Genomic DNA, 18,992 nt, shown 5'->3' with positions numbered 1-18,992 from the left:
GGCAGGCGCCACAGGCTCTTCGAATCAGGCCAGGTGGCGTAGTCGGCCAGCAGATCCCGGCGCGGGGTGTAGAGCGGCTCGCGGTGCTTGGGCACCTGATCCGGGAAGGTCCACACTACGCAGCGCGCCTTGGCGTTACCGTAGGGCACAAAGCCGTGCTTGATGGCGACGCGCTGAATGCCGCCAGAGAGATCGGTCTTCCAGTTCTTGCCCTCGGCCTCTTTCTTCTCGGCCTCGGTCAGCTCATCCCACCAGCCGAGCTGCTTCATCAAGTCGGCAGTGATCTCGGGATAGCCATCTTCCACCTCGCTCCCCTTCGGCCAGGAGTCTTCGGCGAGCAGCGAGACACCCTGATACTCGATGCCGAAGCGGGCGCGGAAACCGCCGCCCCCTTCCGAGACCGGAATGCTGGTGTCGTAGAGGATGTGGCTGCCGGGATGTTTCATCTCCGGGGTGCCCCAGCAGGGCCAGGGCAGACCGTACACTTCGCCACTGACCGGGCCGCCTTCGGCCTTGAGGTTGGTCTTGTGGAAGGTGTGCCAGTTCTGCTGGTGCGCCTTGAGCCGCTCCGGGCTCTGGCCGGTGTAGCCCACGCTCCACATGCCGCGGTTGTATTCGCGGGTGATGTCTTCCAAGAGTGGCTGATTGTTCTCTACCTTGATGTGCTTGAACAGCTGGTCGGCAAAGCCAAGCTTCTTGCTTAGCAGATACATGATCTCGTGATCGACCTTGGATTCGAACAGAGGCTCAATCACCTTATCGCGCCACTGCATGGAGCGGTTGGTGGCGGTGACGGAACCATAGGTTTCGAACTGGGTGGTGGCCGGCAGCAGGTAGACGCCGTCGGTGCGATCGTTCATCACTGAGGCAACGGTGGGATACGGGTCGACAATCACCATCATGTCGAGCTTTTGCATCGCCTTCTTCATTTCCGGGCCGCGGGTCTGGGAGTTGACCGCATGGCCCCAGTAGAACATGGCGCGGATGTTGGAGCCCTGCTCGATCAGATCGGCGTTCTCCAGCACCCCGTCCACCCAGCGGGAGACCGGAATGCCGTTGTTGTTCATCGGCAGCTTGCCGTTGTAGGCCTTGTTGTCAAAACGTGCCTTGATCCACTCGTAATCGACGTCCCACACCCGGGCCCAGTGCTTCCAGGAGCCCTCTTCCAGCCCGTAGTAGCCGGGCAGGGAGTCTGAGGTGACGCCAAAGTCGGTGGCCCCCTGTACGTTGTCGTGGCCACGGAAGATGTTGGTACCCGCTCCGCTCTTGCCCACGTTGCCGAGGGCCAGTTCGAGGATGCAGTAAGCACGGGTGTTGTTGTTGCCTGTGGTGTGCTGGGTACCGCCCATACACCAGACCACGCAGCCGGGGCGGTTGTCGGCCAGCAGCTTGGCGGCGCCATAGACCTGCTGTTCATTGAGGCCGGTCACCCGCTCCACTTCCGCCGGAGTCCAGCGCGCCACCTCTTTGTGCACCTCGTCCATGCCGTAGACGCGGGTGCGGATGAACTCCTTGTCTTCCCAGCCGTTCTTGAAGATGTGCCAGAGCATGCCCCAGATAAAGGCGACGTCGGTGCCTGGGCGCAGGGAGAGGTACATGTCCGCCTTGGCGGCGGTGCGGGTGCGGCGCGGGTCGACCACCAGGATCTTGCAGCCGTTGCGCTCTTTCGCCAGCAGGATGTGCTGCATGGCGACCGGGTGGGCCTCCGCCGGGTTGGAGCCGATAAACATGATCGACTTACTGTTGTGCATGTCGTTCAGGCTGTTGGTCATGGCACCGTAGCCCCAGGTGTTGGCGACGCCAGCGACCGTGGTGGAGTGGCAGATGCGCGCCTGATGATCCACGTTGTTGGTGCCCCACAAGGACGCCATCTTGCGAAACAGGTAGGCCTGCTCGTTGGAGTGCTTGGCGGAGCCGAGCCAGTAGACGCTGTCGGGGCCGGACTCCTTGCGCAGGCGCAGCACTTCGTTGCCCACCTCTTCGATGGCCTGATCCCAGCTGATGCGCTGCCACTTGCCACCCACCAGCTTCATCGGGTACTTGAGGCGACGCTCACCGTGGCCGTGCTCGCGCAGGGCCGCCCCCTTGGCGCAATGGCCGCCAAGGTTGAAGGGGTGATCAAAGGCCGGCTCCTGACCGGTCCAGACGCCGTTTTGCACCTCGGCATAGACGCCACAGCCCACCGAGCAGTGGGAACAGATGGTACGCTTCACCTCGACCGGCACCCCGGCCGCCACAGTTTTGGCCTCGGCCCGCTGCATCATGGCAGGGGCCAGCCAACCGGCGGCCACAGCGCCACCGGCTACCAGACCCGAGTTGACCATAAAGGCGCGGCGGGTCAGCCCCTGACCGCGAATGGCCTCATTGCCCTGCTCGCCCACTTGGGGCTGCTCGGCACGTTTTGTCAGTTTCATGAGTTCTCCTTCACTGATCCGGCTCAGTCGGTGCCGCGCAGGGTGCGATAAAAGTCGTGAACATGGGGGGTCTCCCGATAGCCCTTGTCAGGCTCGGTGTCGTGGGTCAGCACCTCTTTGCCCACCACCCGACCGGTGGCACCGGCCAATACGCCTATGGTGGCGACCACGCCAACTCCCTTGATCAGATTGCGGCGGGACGGGTCTTTCAGCTGTTCATCGCTCATTCTTGTGACCTCTGTTGTTGTTCTTGCCGGCGCCTGCGCGCCAGCTTCGCGTCCAATGGGATATCTCGTCTGCTCGTTTGTTGTGGGTGGATAGGGCGTTCAGCCCGGCACCACGCAGGCGCCAAACGGCAGGCGCAATTCGTTTTCCAGCTTGAAGAAATCTTCGGCAAGGGCGCCGACCGCCCGGTAGAAGCTGCCCCCTTTCGCCTGTTGCTGATCGCGGCAGCAGGCGAGTACCCAGGGGGCAAGGTGGCGCTCATAGAAGCGGTTGCGCTCCGGATGCTGCTCGGCAATCAACACCGCCATCACCTCACAGAGGGCGGCGAGATGATCTTCCGGCTCGCACACTCCGCTCTGGCGCTCGAAACCGAGGGACTGCAGATCTGCGCGCAGCACTGCCAGCGGCAGCTCCATCAAAGAGCCGGTGAGATACCAGGAGGCAAACGGCACTATCTCTCCGCGCCCCAGCCCGATAAAGAGATCCTGATACTCCTCGGCAAGCTCGTTTTCGTGGTGGCTACTGGCCGCCAGCTGCACCAGCCCCAACCCTCTGGCAAAGGGGCCCGGCATAGCCTGCAGGCCTTGCAGCCAGGCGAGCTGTTCGCCACGGGGAGCGGCGCGCCAGAGGCTCGCCAGCAGGGCGTAGAGATCGGCGCTGCTCTGTTCCAGTTCGGTCATGGTCAGTTCGCCAGCCTTTTCGTTATGTTGTTCACTCATCACTGGCCCCTCATACCTTGAGCTGGGCGGCAGGATCCGCCGCCAGCGCCGCAAACACATCCTTGACCCGACAGTCCTCGCACATCAGCAGCCGCTGGGCGGCCTCGTTCTGGAAGTGGGAGTGACCGGCCAGTTTTTGCTGGATGCGGCGGATCATCGAGGCGGGCGCGAACGGCTTGCCGCAGCGAATGCAGCAGGCGGCCTCTTCGGCTTTCAGGCTCTGCACGGCGCGGCGCGCCTCGGGCACAGGTTGCAGGCGAGGCACCAGTACAATGGCCTGCTCGGGGCACGCCTTTTCGCACATGCCGCACTGGATGCAATCCTGCTCGATAAAGTTAAGGCCTGGCGTGTGCCCAACCGCATGCAGGGCGCGGCTCGGGCAGACCGCCACGCAGCCCATGCAGAGGGTGCAGTCAGCTTCTTTCAATTCCACTCTGCCGTATGGGGCGCCGTGAGGCACCGCCAGCGGCTCGCGGTTCCCTTCGCTGGCCTGCCAGAGGGCATCGAAGGCGGCAAACAGGTTTTCCCGCTTATCTCCTTTCAGCGGCTTCTCCAGCAGGGCAAGGGCTGGTTCACCGGAGATCGGCTTATCTTGTTCGGCATCCGGGTTAAACAGGGCGATGCGATCGGCAGAGAGACCGGCGCCCGCCAGCAGCACGGCGGCGCTCGCCAGCTCCCGTTCAACCAATGCCCGCACACTTGCGGGAGCATCATCACCCAGCGCAATGCGCACCGCACTGGCGCCATAGGCGAGGGCAGTAAACCAGCTCTCGATGCCTAAACTCGCACTCTCCTCCACCCAGATCGGCAGCCAGTTAGCAGGCAGGCGGGTGAGTTCGGCTTCCACCCATTCGCGCTCGCTTTCACCGGCGATCAGCAACTGGGGCGCTTCGCCGCCCGCCTCCCGGTAATGCTTGAGCAATCGGAACAGGTAGTCGCCGCAGGTGTTGGCATCGGGCTGGTGATAGGCAATCGCCCCGGTCGGACAGGCAGAGGCGCAGCTGCCAAAGCCCTGACAGAGATGGGGATCGATCTGGATGCGACCATTGATGGGCTTGAGGGCATCGGTCGGGCAGACATCGAGACAGCGGCTGCAACCGGGCACGCCGCGGGCGGTAAAGGCGCAGGCCTCGGGGTCGAGACGAAAATAGCGCGGCTTGTCGAAGATACCGGTCAGCGCACAGAGCTCGGTGAGCCGTTCGGCCAGCCCTTGGTCATCGGCAAGATGCAGATAACCGACCGGCGGGCGCTCCAGCGCAAAGAGCGGGGCGCGGCCTAGATCGGCCACCAGATCGAAGCGCGGTTCGCTACCAACAACCGTTTGTTGTGGAAAGCAAAGCGCCGCCAGATTAACCCGCTCACCCTGACCATTGAGGCCGGTGAGCTGGAACTGCCCCAGATACCCTGTCAGGCTCGGCTCGCGCAGGGTCAGGGCCGCGAGGGATACGGTGGCATCGAAAATGGTTTCGAGATCGGCCGCCTCGGCATCGTGGACCGCTTCGGTCACCAGCAGGGTGGGCTTCACCCCGGCGGGCAGCAGGCTGGCGGCGCGGCGAATACGATCTTCCGGGCCGACCAGCAGCAGGCGCCCCTGACTCTGGTAAGAGACAGTGGCCGGGATCAGGTTGTCGGTCTTGACCGTATGCTGCAGGGCATAGGCGCGAGCGCGCGCGTTATGCTCGGCCGCCCCCGCCCCATGGGCAAGATTGGAGGCTAGATTTGGGGCCAGATTTGGCAATGTTTGTTCAGTGCTCACATACGCTCCTGTGCGCGCCACCTCATGGGATGGGCGCTTGTTGGTAAGCCGAGAGAGCAAGAGGCGAGCCAACTCCCCCAGAAAAAAAGTGACTGACAGGGAGTCAGGATCCTGAGGGTTCCATTCCCCCACCTTTGGTTGGGACATTTTGTCCACCACAGGAAACCAAAATGTCCCGATCGTCAGTGGGGGTTTGAGAATGGTTATCAGCCAGCTCGTCGGCGGCAGGTTCGCTGGCAACCGCCAGCGGTTCAGCAGATCCGCTGGCCGGATTGGCCGATTCGCTGTCAGGGGCAGTCACCTGATCCACCAGCCAGTTGCGCAGCCCGGCGGTCAGGGCCGCAGGCAACAATTCGGGCTGGCTGAAATCCTGGGTGTAGTCGTCGAGCCCATCCGGCTTGTGGCTGCGAAACATGGCCCGCAGCGCCTCCTTGTCGGGGAGTTTGGCCTTGCCCGGCGGGGCTGTTGTTAGCGGCGGCTCGCCACTCTCGGCCCCCTCAGCGGCAAGAGGTTCACAGCTCCCCTTGTCAGTGCTGACTACGGGGCTATCCAGCGCAGTATCTGAGATTTTACCTTCACCACTACCTTCTATGGGGGCGGCAACAGCCTCGGGGATACCCTCTGCCCGTGGCTGCAATACCTGATGCTTGCGCGCCTCACTCTTGCGAGACGACCAGCGCTTAAGGAACTCACTCATGGGCGCTGTTTCCGGCCTTGTTTACGGCACAGGTTCCGGCGTCACTGCCACGCTCACGGCCATCGGGGCCAGTGGCTTTCACGGCGCCACAACTGGCTTGATCTACCGTATCGACACCAAGCTGATCCTGCGCCCGTCCCTTGCCCTTCTTGCCCTTGCGGCGGGCCTCCAGCAGCTCGCCGTGGCGGCCGATAAAGGCCTCCACCCAGGCTTGCAGCGCCTCGGGCAGCGGGCAGGAGAGCACCTGCCGCTCGCCATCCATATAGGCAGCGGCCACGGTCTGGCTCAGGGTGAGGCCATCGGCCACAAAGCCGCTGTCTACGCGGCTTCCGGTGACAAAGAGGCGGGGCGAACCGGAGCTCAAATTGAAGCGATAATCCCCCCGCTCATCGCGAAACAGGGTAAGGGGCAAGGCACCGGCAGCCTCCGGTTCGGCGGGGTGGAGCGCCGCAATCTCGAAACGGCGGCTCTGCCAGCGGCCAACCTGGCTGTCGATGGCCTTTAACTCCAGTTGCAGCCAGCGCTGCGGGGAGAGGGGTTTGGTTGTCTCTTGCACTGTCACGGCTCCCATCAAAAGGTCTCTGCCGGGCCGCCCTCCCCCGTGATTCACCCCATTCGGGGCGGATCACGGCAGGAGATTTATGGCGGCTACGGCCATCAATGGGATAAGACATAGCAAGAGCGGGGCCAAGGCAGTACTTATGGCCAATGAGTTAGCTAACAGATACATCATACAAACAGAAGACAAGTCGATTTTAACTACCTGTATTTACATTTATCGTATAGACATTACAAGCTCACAGCGCATTGACACGTTGTGGTTTGATACGTATAGTATTCAAAACTATCACTAATGAAAACCAATACCATGAATGAACTCGAGATGAACGTAACTGGCTCTACCGACTATTTTGATGCTTTTAAAAAACTATATTATTATCTTTACTCAAATAGTAATGCGAGCCGAGCGGAACGGATAATAGGGGACTTATCCAGATTGTTGCTAGTAGCTCTTTGTAAGAGTCGTGAGCCAAAATATCAGAGCATTGTAGATGATTTTTTGAATGGGAATGGTGGAGCCAACTCAACGCTATTACCAATACTGATGGAACAGTATTCTTCCATCTTTGGCAAAGACGAAAAATTCCACCTTGACGATCTCTCCCTTAGATATGGACTTGGTGCCATCTCTAATCTCAATCTCCATATGGCAAAGTCCCATTTACTTGGCGACGCATTTCAAGCGTTAATAGGTCCAAATCTGAGGGGGGATAAGGGGCAGTTTTTCACGCCTAAAAGTATTGTTAGATGCATGGTCTCTATTCTGGCACCTGAGCCTGGCGCCAAAGTTATTGACCCAGCCTGTGGTACTGGTGGCTTCTTAATTGAGACTGCTGCATATTGGGATGAAAACAATCTAGAACATGGATATCTTACTGGTATAGACAAAGATAGTGACTTATATGTCCTGTCCTCCGCGTTAACCCAGTTAGTGTCATCTGAAAAGTCAAAAATATTTAATGCTAACTCATTAGATATTGGGTTACTTAAAGCACACACATTACATGCTGATATTTTTAACGCTGACTATGTTCTTACCAATCCACCATTCGGAGCCAAAATACAAATAAAGGATCAGAGCATCCTTGAACAGTATGAGCTTGGATTTAATTGGGAGATGTCAAAAGAAGAAAACAAATGGATTAAAACCAGCACTCTTAAGGGGGCTGAAGATCCTCAGACACTATTTATTGAACTTTGCGTAAAATTACTAAAACCAAATGGCATTATGGGAATTGTGCTCCCTGAGGGCATCTTTGGTAACTCACGCTCTGGCCACATCATGGACTATTTAAGAAATAATGGTGAAATTTTCGCATTAATCGACTGCCCAAGGACATCCTTCCAACCAGGCACGGACACAAAAACTAACATTTTATTTTTTAAAAAATGTGAGAATCCAATTAATAGTCACGTAAAGATTGCTGTCGCATTAAATTGTGGACATGACAGACGTGGACGAAATACACGAGTAGATGGAACACCATACCCTGATGACTTCTTAGCGATTGCTGAAGACTGGCAAAATATAGAACACTCCTTTTGGTTTAGCTCTGAAGTAACTAAAAAACACTATTTAGTGCCAAGATACTACGATAGAAAGACTGATATTTTGCTTAAAAATGATGCTGAAAAATTCAATGCCCAAATAATCTCTTTTGATGAAATGATTTCGAAAGGATGGATTAGTATACGTAAAGGACATGAAGTCGGATCTGAAGCTTATGGTACAGGCGATGTTCCATTTGTTAGGACATCGGATATATCTAATTTTGAAGTATCTATTGATCCAACTAAATCTGTGGCAAATGATATATATGAGTCTTTGCAATTAGAACAAGGACTAAAACCTGGTAGTATTTTGATGGTTGTTGATGGTAGATATCGAATCGGACGCTGCGCAATCCTTCACGAGACCAATTATAAATGCATAGCACAAAGCCACCTACGCATTATTAATGTCTCTGAAAGTGCTCCATTTAATGCTTTTGAACTATTATATCTTTTAAGCCTAAATAGTGTTCAGAGAGATATTAGAAGTCTAGTATTTATACAATCAACACTAGGCGCTCTAGGCAGCAGAATTAAAGAAGTCAAGCTACCTATACCAAAACAAAAAAGCCAAGAATTCATTGAATCTGTAGATGCTTTTACCCTATCACTTAAAGAAAGAGCAAGACTTTTAAGTTTGCTCTCTCAATTTGAAGAGTCCATGGTAGAACTGTAAAGTTACTCAGCCTCTACACGAGACAAGATATCTCTTGCCCACTGATAAAATTCATCCAGTGTTTTATTTCCTTGAGCGATATTACACTCACGGTGGGCAAAACCGACATTATCCTGACTATGCTCACGAGGATTGCTATGTGCTGTTTCTATCTCAGCCTTTCCTCTTTTAGCTTTTTCAAAGAGGGAAAAGCTAAGAGGCTGCCTACATACAATACAAGTTGTTGAACCAAAACCCATATCACCGAAGCGCTTCTCAAGATATGTGCGAAATTTTTGTTCACAATCAGGTGCATCTGGCATCTGGTATACTAACCATGTTAACTTTGCAGCCACATCCATGCAATCATCGTAGGTTGCAGCTTTTTCTCTTAGTTTCGCAACAACTGATGGCTTTAAAGCCTTCATATTGAGACCATAACTAGCTAAAACCTCATCGCTTTCAAGCATTACCCACCTGTCGATGCGATTTGGACCCGCATCATCACTTTTCCAAGAAGCACCTGTAGTTTTAGTAGCATCTCTTACAATCTTATTTGCCACTCGTGGATAGGCTACTTTAAGAGCCTCAAGGTAAGGAAACTCTGAACAGGGCCCCTCATGACCTTCCATCAGATAACATTTTTTCTCCGATATATTTTTATATTTTCCACGAACTGGTAATTCTTTTTTACATAGAGCCATTGCTAATTTCCTGATCAATGCCAACAAAAAGCTGACTGGGTTTACATTTTAGTGCAATAGATATTGATATGATATTTTGAAGTGAGATATTCCTCTCTCCTCTTTCTACACTTCCTATATAAGTCCTATGTAAACCTGATAGTGATGCTAGATCCTCCTGAGATAATCCACTAGCGATTCGCCGTCTTTTTACTTCATTACCTATAAGCTTGAGATAGTCCATTGCTATTGCCAAATTATTAATTGAATTAATCCTAAATAAATTGATGACTATGAGTCTACAGACTATAAGTATCACTTTATTGTTCATACCCCTTGAGGTTTTTGGAACAAAACTTGCTATATCCCCTTAGATCCCGGCAACCGGTCGCGAGGGGCCCATGACACCGACCTTTATCAAAAGCAATGCTGCCGCCCAGCTCACCATGGCCGTCGAGGTGATGGATGAACAGGGCACAATGAACACCCGCCAAATCGCCTGTGAGCGGCCACTGACGGTCTACCTCAACTGGAAGGAGATCGTAACCCTGATGACGCTGGGGGCCCGCCCCGAGGCGCTGGTGCTGGGTTATCTGAAAAATCAGGGCTTTATCGAGGATATCTCGGCCATCGAGTCGGTGATTGTCGACTGGGAGAGCGAGGCCGCCGCCGTGGTGAGCAGCCAGCAGGCCGCCGATCTCGACCAGTCTCTGGAGAAGAAGACGGTCACATCCGGCTGCGGTCAGGGCACCATGTATGGCAGCGTGATGAAGAAGCTCGAAGGGGTGGTCTTGGCGGCGCCCGAGCTTAAACAGAGCACCCTCTACGCCCTGCTCAAGGCGCTGTCGGCCCATAACGAAACCTACAAGATGGCCGGTGCCGTCCATGGCTGCGCCATCTGTCGCGGCAGCGAAATCCTCTCCTTTGTCGAGGATGTGGGGCGCCACAATGCGGTGGATACCCTAGCGGGCGAGCTCTGGATACGCGGCGAGGCTGGCCACGACAAGATCTTCTACACCACCGGGCGGCTCACCTCGGAGATGGTGATCAAGGTGGCGCAGATGGGCATTCCGGTGCTGCTGTCGCGCTCCGGCGTCACCCAGATGGGGCTGGATCTGGCCCGCCAGCTCGGCATCACCATGATTGCCCGCGCCAAGGGGCGCCACTTCGAGGTATTTAGCGGTCACGACCATATGGTGCTGGACGAGAAGCCGCCGGTGCTGGCGCCCAGTCCGGCCGGTCGCGGGATGCGGGACTAAGCCATGAATGAGTTTATGAACGTGAAGCAGGTGGCGGAATACCTCGATCTCAACGAGAAGAAGGTCTACCAGCTCGCCAACGAGGCGCGCATCCCCGCCACCAAGGCGACCGGCAAGTGGCTGTTTCCCCGTTCCCTGCTCGACCGCTGGCTGCTCGGCAGTTGCCACGAGGGGGTGATGAACGACCGGCTGCTGCTGGCAGGCTCGGACGACGTGCTGCTGCACTACGCCAGCAGCCGCTTGGCCCAGCAGCTCGGCACCCAGGCACTGGTGGGCTACACCCCGTGCGGCACCCGTCAGGGGCTGGCGATGCTGGCGCGCGGCCATGTGGATCTGTGCGCCATCCACTGGGGGCAGGCCGAGGAGGCGCACCTGCGCCACCCGGCGCTGGTGCAGCAGTATCAGGGCCACCGACAATGGGTGATCGTTCATGGATTCAGGCGGGTGCAGGGGCTGGTGCTGCGCCAGGGGCTGCAACCCAAGGAGGCGAAAGAGGCACTCGACTGGCGCTGGGCCATGCGTCAGGAGGGGGCCGGCAGCCAGCGCGCCCTGCAGGAGTGGCTGCAAACGCAAGGGGAGTCGCTGACCCGGCTGGAGCGGATCCTCGAGGTCAACAGCGAGCGGGAGCTGGCCGCTGCCATCAGCCGTGGCGATGCGGATGTCGGGCCCGGCGCCCAGAGCACCGCCACCGAGTTTGGTCTCGGCTTTATGCCCTTGTCGCAGGAGTGCTTCGATCTGGTGATGCCGCAGGGGGTCTTCTTTCGTACCCTGCTGCAACAGCTGATCGGCTGGCTGCAATCCCCCGAGGGGCGCGAGCTGGCGGCCCGCCTCGGCGGCTATGACCTGACCCAGAGCGGCAAGCTGGTGTGGAGTCCGCAGTAAATAACCACTCACCCACCGACAAAACAGCCCGCCAACCATGTTGACGGGCTGTTTTTATCACGGACCTTTTTATAACAGCATCAATCGCTTGTCTCACGCCCCTCGGCATTGAGGGCGATGCGCCACCCTTCCAGTTTCGCAGGCTCGCTGCCGCTGGGCAGCAGGGCGTGGCTGCGCAGCCGCACGGTAAAGCAGCTCCCCTGCCCCGGGGTGGAGTCCACCAAGAGCTCTCCGCCCCAGCGACTGATGATGCGGTGGCTCAGGGCCAGCCCCAGACCGGTGCCGGTGGCGCGGGTGGTGAAGAAGGGGTCGAAGATCTTGTCGATAATGGCCGCCTCGATGCCGCTGCCGTTATCGATCACCCGCACTTCTGCCCCGCGCAGCTGACCCAGTTCATCGACCCAGTCGCGGCTCTCGACCCGGATCTCCCCCTGCTCCCCCAGCGCGTGGCTGGCGTTGACCAGAAGGTTTATCAGCACCTGCAACAGCTGCTGGCGATCCGCCTCGATGGGCTGCTGGGCCTTGAGATCGGCCACCAGCTCCACCTGCTGCTGGCGCAGGGCGGAGCGCACCAGCGTCAGGCTCTCCTCGATGATGGGGTTAAGGTGCTGCCACACAGGCGCCGTCTCGTAATCGCCGGGGCGCGAATATTGCAGCAGGCTGCGGGTGATGGCACGAATGCGCTCGATCTGGGCCAGCACCAGCGCCAGCTCCTCGCTGACCGGCTCGGCCGCCTCCCCCAGCTCCAGCTTCATCAGCTCCACATTGCCGAGGATCACCGCCAGCGGGTTATTGATCTCGTGGGCCACCCCGGCCGAGAGCTCGCCAAGGGCCGCCAACTTCTCGCTGATCAGCAGCTGCTGGCGCGCCTCGGTCAGCATATGGATATGATCTTCCAGCTCGGCGGTCTTGAGCTCAAGGCTTTGGGTACGCTCGGCCACCTTCTGCTCCAGCTCATCGGCGCTGCGAGCCATCTGCTGCTGGTGCGCCTCCTGCCTGTCCAGCATGGCGTCGAACTGGCGACCGAGCTGGGCCAGCTCGTGGTCAGGATCGAGGGCCAGCGGGCCGATGCGAGCCGACTCCCCGGCCTGCACCTGCCGCACCACCTTGTGCATCCGCTCGATGGGGGAGAAGAGATCCCGCGCGCCGCGATAGACCAGCAGGCCGGAGAGCAACAACAGCAGCACCACGCCCGAGCCCAGCTCCACCAGATTTGTGAGGTAGGTGCGGATAATGGGCCACTCGAGAAAGCCAACATAGAGCATGCCGATCCGCTCGCCCCTGGCGCCCAAAAGTGGCTCGTAGCCAGAGACATACCAGGCGTCGTGGACAAAGGCGCGGTCAACCCACATCTCCCCCCGCCCCAGTACCTGTTCGCGCACTGGCGGCGAGACCCGGGTACCCACCGCCCGACCCACCTGACGGCTACTGCTGACCGGTACGTTGGTGCTCACCCGCAGATCGTCGAGAAACAGGGTGACAGTGCCGACGCTGCCATCCGGCAGGGTGTTTTTGGCAAACACCTGCCCCTTGAGCTCATCCACCAGCCGGGTGCTGCCGTTGACAAGCTCGCCCCCCTCCAGCACCGCCCAAAGGGAGCCGTCGCGGCCCATCACCGGCGTCAGCGACAGGCTGATCAGCCCCCTGTTCTCCACCACCCTGGTGCCATCCCGCTGCCACAACACGGCCCGCTTGGCCAGTTGCGGGGAGAGAGCGAGCATCTCCTGCTGCGACCAGACCACGAAGTGACTGACGCTGCGTCCGGCCGTGAGGGCGGCGCGCTCCTGCGCCGTCAGCTGATCCAGCTCGGGGCCACGGCGCAAGCGCAGAAAATCGAGACCATAGTTGGCCGCCAGCGGCATCACCCAGTCATGCAGCTGATCCGGCGATTCCCGCAGCCGAAGCTGAAAGGCCCAGGCATCGCGCAGATGCTCCAGATGCTCGGTCTGGCGCTGCTGCTGCACCGTGATGGCGTGATGGGCCACCCCGAGATCGCTGCGCACCGTGGTGAGCAGGTTCTGCCAGCTGTAGGTGAGGGTCCAGTAAAGGGTGAGCGCGATCATGCCCACCAGAGTGAGCATGATGGGTACCGAGGTGAGCAGCAGCAGGCGCCAGCGCACTTTGGTGCGCACGCAACGGGGCAACAGGGCGCGCATGCAGCGGGAAAGCAGGGTCAGTTTCATCGCCACCCCATCCAGTCAGCCTTCCTCATTCGATGGCCCACTCCTTGAATTTGCGATCCAGCGTCTTGCGCGCCACCCCGAGCACCCGGGAGGCGGCCGACTTGTTGCCATCATGGCTCGCCACCACCTGTAGGATGTGAGCCTTCTCCACCTCCGCCAGCGGCCACGCCAGCGGATAACCCTCCTCGCTCGCCCCCGGTTCGGCCGGCTTGCTGCTCTGCCAGTAATCCGCCGGGGGCTTGCCCAGCAGCAGGCAGCGCTCGATGAGGTTGCGCAGCTCCCGCACGTTGCCGGGCCAGGGGTAAGCCTGCATCGCCACCACATCCTCGTGGGTCCAGCTCAAGGAGCCCATCCCCATCTCGGCGGTGAGCTGGCGGGTAAAGTGGTGTACCAGCGCGGGGATATCGTCGATCCGCTCCCGCAGCGGGGCGACCGGCAGCGCCACCACGTTGAGGCGATAGAAGAGATCTTCGCGAAAGCGGCCCGCCTCCACCTCGGCCTTGAGGTTGCGGTTGGTGGCGGCGACGATGCGCACATCCACCGCCAATTCGCGCTCGGCCCCTACCGGGCGGATGGCCTTCTGCTCCAGCGCCCGCAGCAACGAGGCCTGCATGGCAAGGGGCATTTCGCCGATCTCGTCGAGAAACAGCGTGCCCTGATGGGCGACCCGGAACAGGCCGTCGCGCCCCTTGCGGGCGCCGGTAAAGGCCCCCTGCACGTGGCCGAACAGCTCGCTTTCCAGCAGCTCCGGCGCGATGGAGGCGCAGTTGAGGGGCACAAAGGCCCCCATGCGGCCGGAGAGTTGATGCAGGGCGCGGGCCACCAGCTCCTTGCCGGTGCCGGACTCCCCCTCCACCAGCACGGCGGCGTTGGAGGGGGCCACTCTGGCGATGAGCGTCTTGAGCTCGCGGGTCTTGGCGCTGTCGCCAATCAGGGTGGGCGGGAAGAGCTTGCTCACCTCCCGGCGCAGCAGCAGGTTCTCCCGCTCCATCTGGCGGCGCTCGATGACTCTGTCCACCGCCTGCACCATCTGATCGAGGTTGAAGGGCTTGAGGATAAAGTCGCTGGCGCCGAGGCGCAGCGCCTTGAGGGCGGTCTCCATATCGCCAAAACCGGTCATGAAGATGATGTCGCTGCGGCGCGTGGCCGGGTCTATGGCCTCGTGCCACTCGATGCCGGAGCGCCCCGGCAGCCGGATGTCGGCGATGATAAGGTCGAAGTGAAGGCGGCAGCGCAGGGCTTCCGCCTCCTCCACGCTGGCGGCAGTCTCAATCTGGGCAAAACGCTTGGCCAGCGCCTTGGCCAGAAAGCTGCGCATGCCGGGCTCATCGTCAACGATAAGCAGGGAGAGGGCAGACCAGCGGCTGGGAGGGAGTGTCATGGAAAAAAGTACCTCGGATGCACGTACGGTCGGTGAATGTCCCGATAACCGGAACCTTAGTGGGACATTTTGTCCTTACCGTATCAAAAGCACCAACACCAATTATTAAAAGCGATAACAAGCTCACCTAATTGATTTGAATAAGCTTCTGTTTTTAAACGGCAAACCGTGAATACACCGGCAAAGGAACAGTTTGGCACCCTGCTTGCTTACTCTTGCCCTCTCCTCAGCCACCCTGAAAAAAGTTGCATCACGATGACGATAAAAACCAGCCTCAAACGTTTTGCCCTCTCCCTCGCCACCAGCCTGCTGATCGCCGGTGCTGCCCACGCCGAAGCGGATACTAATGCCACAAAAGCGCCGATCCGCCTCGCCACCACCACCAGCACCGAGCAGTCCGGTCTGCTGGGCTGGCTGCTGCCCCAGTTCACCAAGGAGGCTGGTTATCCGGTGCAGGTAATGGCGGCCGGTACCGGCCAGAGCCTGAAGATGGGCGAGAACGGCGACGCGGATCTGGTGATGACCCACGCCCCCTCTGCCGAGAAGAAGTTTGTCGACGCAGGCTTTGGCATCGAGCCGGTGCACCTGATGTACAACGACTTCGTCATCGTCGGCCCGGCGAAAGATCCGGCGGGTCTCGGCAAACTGCACGACGCAGCCAAGGGGCTGCAAGCCATCAAGGAGCAGGGCCAGACCTTTATCTCCCGCGGTGACGAGTCCGGCACCCACATCAAGGAGAAGACCCTGTGGCAAGCCGCTGACGTCAAACCCGAGTTTGCCGGTTACAAATCCATCGGCCAGGGGATGGGCCCGACCCTGACCATGGCCTCGGAGCTGGGTGCCTACACCCTGACCGACCGCGGCACCTGGCTCGCCTACCAGAGCAAGCTGGATCTCGCCGTACTGCTGGAGGGTGACAAGCGCCTGTTCAACCCCTATCAGGTGATCCTGGTCAACCCCAAGCGCTACCCGGATCTCAACACCGAAGGGGCCCGCACCCTGAAGAACTGGTTGGTCTCCGAGCATGGCCAGAAGCTAATCGGCAACTTCAAGGTGGCGGGTCAGGCGCTGTTTGTAGCGGATGCCAACGGGAAATAATGGCAACCCTGACCCCTACGATGACCTTGCTGGCACTCCCCCAGTTCGCTGAGGGAGGCGCCTGATGCCGACCTTGATCGATACCACGCTGGCTGCCCTCGCCCTGCTGTTCAGTGGTGACACCGAACTGTGGCAGGTGGTGGGGGTCTCCTTCTCCGTCTCCTGCATCGCCCTGCTGCTGGTGTTGCTGCCCGCCTTGCTGCTGGGCTTTGCCCTGGCCTATCTGCCGCTGCCCGGCCGCTGGCTCTGGCTCTCCTGCATCAATACCCTGCAATCGGTGCCGACCGTGGTGATTGGCCTCTTGCTCTATATGCTGCTGTCGCGGGCAGGCCCCTTTGGCGACTGGAAGCTGCTCTTTACCCAGCAGGCGATGGTGGTGGGGCAGATGCTGATCGCCTTTCCGGTGATCGCCACCATGGCCCACGCGGCGTTTGTCCAGAGCGACCGGCGCGCCTGGGAGACCGCCCTGACCCTGGGGGTCTCCTGGCCCAAGGCGCTGATCGGCCTGATGCACGAGTGCCGCTTTGGCCTGCTGGCCGCCATCATCGGCGCCTTCAGCCGCATCGTCACCGAGGTGGGCTGCTCCATGATGGTGGGGGGCAACATCCTGCACTTTACCCGCAATATCCCCACCGCCATCGCGCTGGAGACCCAGAAAGGGGCCTTCACTCAGGGGGTGGCCCTCGGCATAGTGCTGCTCACCCTCGCCCTCTTGCTTAACCTGTTGCTGACGGCCTGTCGCGGCCACAGCTATCTGAAGAACTGACCATGCCCCCACTGTGTATCAACAGGAGTACCCCATGGCCCTGACCGCCCACCAGCTGACGATGCGCTTTGGCGAGCGCCAGCTGTTCGAGATTGACCGGCTCGCCATCGCACCGGGGGATGCCATCTGGCTGCACGGAGCCAACGGGGTGGGCAAGACCACCTTGCTCAAAATCCTGGCAGGGCTGCTGGCCCCCACCCGCGGCCACACCAATCTGCCGGGGCGCTGGCAACAGCGGCTCAACCGGCTGCTCAAACGGGATCTGGGGCCGGGCAGGGTTACCTATCTGCACCAGACCCCCTATCTGTTCGATCGCACGGTGCACGACAACGTGGCTTGGGCGCTCGATAAACAGCTCGGCAGCGAGATCCGGGTGTTCGAGGCGCTGCGCCGGGTCGAGCTGGAGGGACTGGCGCGGGAGCACATCAGCATTCTCTCGGGTGGCGAACGGCAACGGCTGGCGATGGCCCGCGCCTGGGCGCTGCAACCTGCTTTTCTGCTGATGGATGAGCCCACCGCCAATCTGGACACACATTCGGTTGCCCTGATGGCCGCATTGGCGCAAGATCTGCGGGAACATGGCAGCGGCCTGGTCGTCATCAGCCACCAGAGCAACGCATTGACCTCCCTGTGCGAGCGGCAATGGACCCTCGCCCGTGGCCAGCTGCAAGAGACGACCCCTTTAAAAATCATCGAGCGACATGACTTCAAAAAGCGACAGCCACTCTGATCCCGTTGCCGTATCAGCAGTGATCCTGGCAGGAGGCCGCGCCACCCGGATGGGGGGCGAAGACAAGGGATGGGTAGCACTGGCGGGACGCCCCCTTATCGACCATGTGTTGGCGCGCCTGCGCCCCCAGGTGGATGAGGTGCTGATCAACGCCAACCGCAGTCAGACCCGCTATCAGACGCTGGCCCCGGTCATCAGCGATGACAACAACGACTATCTCGGCCCGCTGGCGGGCATGCAGGCGGGCCTTGCCGCCGCCCGTCACGACTGGGTGCTGTTTGTCCCCTGCGATGGCCCCGCCCTGCCGCTGGATCTGATGAGCCGCTTTCGCGCCGCCCTGACCCCGGATACCGAGCTGGTAGTGGCCCACGATGGCGACTGGCTGCAACCCGTGGTGGCCCTGCTGCACAAATCCCTGCTCCCCTCCCTCACCGCCGCGCTGGCAGAGGGTGAGCGCAAAATCGATATCTGGTTTGCCCGCCACAATATGGCGGTGGTGAGCTTTGCCGATCAGCCGGATGCCTTTATCAATCTCAATAGCCCTGCCGAGCTGGCCGCCTACGAGGCCCGTCTGCTCGCCCCGGCTATCGCCCCCCAACAAGGAGTCACCTCATGACCCCGGCCCCCACCCTTCCCCTGCTCGGCTTTGCCGCCTGGAGCGGCACCGGCAAGACCACCTTGCTGGAGCAGTTGATCCCCCTGCTGGTGGATCGCGGCCTGCGCATCGGGGTGCTCAAGCACGCCCACCACGACTTTGATATCGACCAACCGGGCAAGGACAGCTACCGCCTGCGCAAGGCGGGTGCCCAGCAGATGATGGTTGCCTCCCGCCGTCGTCATGCCCGTATCATTGAAACGGAACTGGCCGAAGCCGATTTTCGCCAGTTGCTGGCCAGCTTCGATCAGACAGAGCTCGATCTGCTCTTGGTCGAGGGGTTCAAGCACGAACACTTCCCGAAAATCGAGCTGCACCGCGCCGAAATTGGCAAGCCGCTGCTCTTCCCCGAAGACAGCGACATCATCGCGCTGGCCAGCGATCAGCCCCAACAGAGTGGCGAACAACAGCAGACAAGCCTGCCCCGACTCGATATCAACGATCTGGCGGCTATCGCCGACTTCGTCTGCCGCTGGCTTGACGGCTGCCAGAGCAAGGAGCCGGAGGCGGGCAAGGGCTTTCTCTCTGTCGAGGCGGCCCGCAACGCCATTCTGGCGGCCCTCACCCCGAGCACTGCCTGCAGCGACAAACCGCTGGCCCAGTGCCACGGCGCTGTGCTGGCCGCCGATCTGATAAGCCCCATCAATGTGCCTCCCCACGCCAACTCGGCGATGGACGGCATTGGCCTTCGTAGCGACGATCTCTCCACCGGTCGCTGGCAGCTGGTGGGGGAAGTGCTGGCGGGCCAGCAGCGCCACGAGCCTGTGCTGGCCGGTC

At 59.7% G+C, this 18,992-nt stretch carries 18 protein-coding genes; 8 read left to right on the top strand and 10 right to left on the bottom strand.

Annotated elements, in window-relative coordinates:
* The 6 genes from AACR14_RS11230 to AACR14_RS11205 form a co-directional block, all read right to left on the bottom strand.
* Positions 1–2,414: molybdopterin-dependent oxidoreductase (locus AACR14_RS11230; RefSeq protein ID WP_019446251.1), on the bottom strand; the 2,414-nt coding region annotated here is incomplete at its 3' end.
* 23 nt (positions 2,415–2,437) lie between these two features.
* Complete coding sequence (locus tag AACR14_RS11225) at positions 2,438–2,641, bottom strand: transcriptional initiation protein Tat (protein WP_005303194.1); 204 nt, start codon at positions 2,639–2,641, stop codon at positions 2,438–2,440.
* A gap of 99 nt (positions 2,642–2,740) precedes the next feature.
* Positions 2,741–3,358, bottom strand: a complete 618-nt coding sequence (locus tag AACR14_RS11220; RefSeq protein WP_019446250.1) for a TorD/DmsD family molecular chaperone — start codon at positions 3,356–3,358, stop codon at positions 2,741–2,743.
* Positions 3,359–3,368: 10 nt separating this feature from the next.
* Positions 3,369–5,114 (bottom strand): 4Fe-4S dicluster domain-containing protein, encoded by a 1,746-nt coding sequence (locus AACR14_RS11215; protein WP_019446249.1) that lies wholly within the window; start codon positions 5,112–5,114, stop codon positions 3,369–3,371.
* 103 nt (positions 5,115–5,217) lie between these two features.
* Positions 5,218–5,811 (bottom strand): DUF3306 domain-containing protein, encoded by a 594-nt coding sequence (locus AACR14_RS11210; protein ID WP_019446248.1) that lies wholly within the window; start codon positions 5,809–5,811, stop codon positions 5,218–5,220.
* Positions 5,804–6,382, bottom strand: a complete 579-nt coding sequence (locus tag AACR14_RS11205; RefSeq protein ID WP_019446247.1) for a DUF3305 domain-containing protein — start codon at positions 6,380–6,382, stop codon at positions 5,804–5,806. The genes AACR14_RS11210 and AACR14_RS11205 overlap by 8 nt, the downstream gene beginning before the upstream one ends.
* Positions 6,383–6,679: 297 nt before the next feature.
* Between AACR14_RS11205 and AACR14_RS11200 the strand changes: the two genes are divergently transcribed.
* Entirely contained in the window at positions 6,680–8,599 is a 1,920-nt protein-coding gene (locus AACR14_RS11200; protein WP_192811954.1) for an N-6 DNA methylase, read from the top strand.
* A gap of 2 nt (positions 8,600–8,601) precedes the next feature.
* On the opposite strand, the gene AACR14_RS11195 is transcribed toward AACR14_RS11200, so the two are convergent.
* On the bottom strand, positions 8,602–9,282 hold the full coding sequence (locus tag AACR14_RS11195; protein ID WP_156808814.1) for a hypothetical protein: 681 nt from the start codon (positions 9,280–9,282) through the stop codon (positions 8,602–8,604).
* Entirely contained in the window at positions 9,269–9,505 is a 237-nt protein-coding gene (locus AACR14_RS11190; RefSeq protein WP_083851955.1) for a helix-turn-helix domain-containing protein, read from the bottom strand. The genes AACR14_RS11195 and AACR14_RS11190 overlap by 14 nt, the downstream gene beginning before the upstream one ends.
* A 157-nt stretch (positions 9,506–9,662) precedes the next feature.
* Between AACR14_RS11190 and AACR14_RS11185 the strand changes: the two genes are divergently transcribed.
* Positions 9,663–10,520, top strand: a complete 858-nt coding sequence (locus tag AACR14_RS11185; RefSeq protein WP_019446243.1) for a formate dehydrogenase accessory sulfurtransferase FdhD — start codon at positions 9,663–9,665, stop codon at positions 10,518–10,520.
* Positions 10,521–10,535: 15 nt separating this feature from the next.
* Positions 10,536–11,402: a helix-turn-helix transcriptional regulator gene (locus AACR14_RS11180; protein ID WP_019446242.1), complete on the top strand. Its 867-nt coding sequence runs from the start codon at positions 10,536–10,538 to the stop codon at positions 11,400–11,402.
* Between the two features lie 80 nt (positions 11,403–11,482).
* On the opposite strand, the gene AACR14_RS11175 is transcribed toward AACR14_RS11180, so the two are convergent.
* Together AACR14_RS11175 and AACR14_RS11170 are read right to left on the bottom strand one after the other, a co-directional pair.
* Positions 11,483–13,585 (bottom strand): sensor histidine kinase, encoded by a 2,103-nt coding sequence (locus tag AACR14_RS11175; RefSeq protein ID WP_019446241.1) that lies wholly within the window; start codon positions 13,583–13,585, stop codon positions 11,483–11,485.
* A 25-nt stretch (positions 13,586–13,610) separates the two neighbouring features.
* Positions 13,611–14,966 (bottom strand): sigma-54-dependent transcriptional regulator, encoded by a 1,356-nt coding sequence (locus tag AACR14_RS11170; RefSeq protein WP_019446240.1) that lies wholly within the window; start codon positions 14,964–14,966, stop codon positions 13,611–13,613.
* Positions 14,967–15,221: 255 nt separating this feature from the next.
* On the opposite strand from AACR14_RS11170, the gene AACR14_RS11165 reads away from it, so the two are divergent.
* The 5 genes from AACR14_RS11165 to mobB form a co-directional block, all read left to right on the top strand.
* The gene (locus AACR14_RS11165) at positions 15,222–16,064 is read left to right on the top strand and encodes a substrate-binding domain-containing protein (protein WP_019446239.1); all 843 of its coding nucleotides are present in this window, start codon (positions 15,222–15,224) and stop codon (positions 16,062–16,064) included.
* Positions 16,065–16,128: 64 nt separating this feature from the next.
* On the top strand, positions 16,129–16,830 hold the full coding sequence (locus AACR14_RS11160; protein ID WP_019446238.1) for an ABC transporter permease: 702 nt from the start codon (positions 16,129–16,131) through the stop codon (positions 16,828–16,830).
* Between the two features lie 34 nt (positions 16,831–16,864).
* Positions 16,865–17,560 carry an energy-coupling factor ABC transporter ATP-binding protein gene (locus AACR14_RS11155; protein ID WP_019446237.1) on the top strand — a complete coding sequence of 232 codons (696 nt, stop codon included), beginning with the start codon at positions 16,865–16,867 and terminating at the stop codon, positions 17,558–17,560.
* Positions 17,532–18,176, top strand: a complete 645-nt coding sequence (gene mobA, locus AACR14_RS11150) for a molybdenum cofactor guanylyltransferase MobA (protein ID WP_019446236.1) — start codon at positions 17,532–17,534, stop codon at positions 18,174–18,176. Before AACR14_RS11155 ends, mobA begins: the two co-directional genes overlap by 29 nt.
* The coding region (gene mobB / locus AACR14_RS11145) for a molybdopterin-guanine dinucleotide biosynthesis protein B (RefSeq protein ID WP_019446235.1) at positions 18,173–18,992 on the top strand (820 nt) is incomplete at its 3' end. The genes mobA and mobB, both read left to right, overlap by 4 nt.

It is taken from the genome of Aeromonas sp. 159 (assembly GCF_963862045.1).
GTDB classification, from domain to species: Bacteria; Pseudomonadota; Gammaproteobacteria; order Enterobacterales; family Aeromonadaceae; genus Aeromonas; species Aeromonas veronii.
This window is presented reverse-complemented; position numbering and strand designations above follow the sequence as displayed.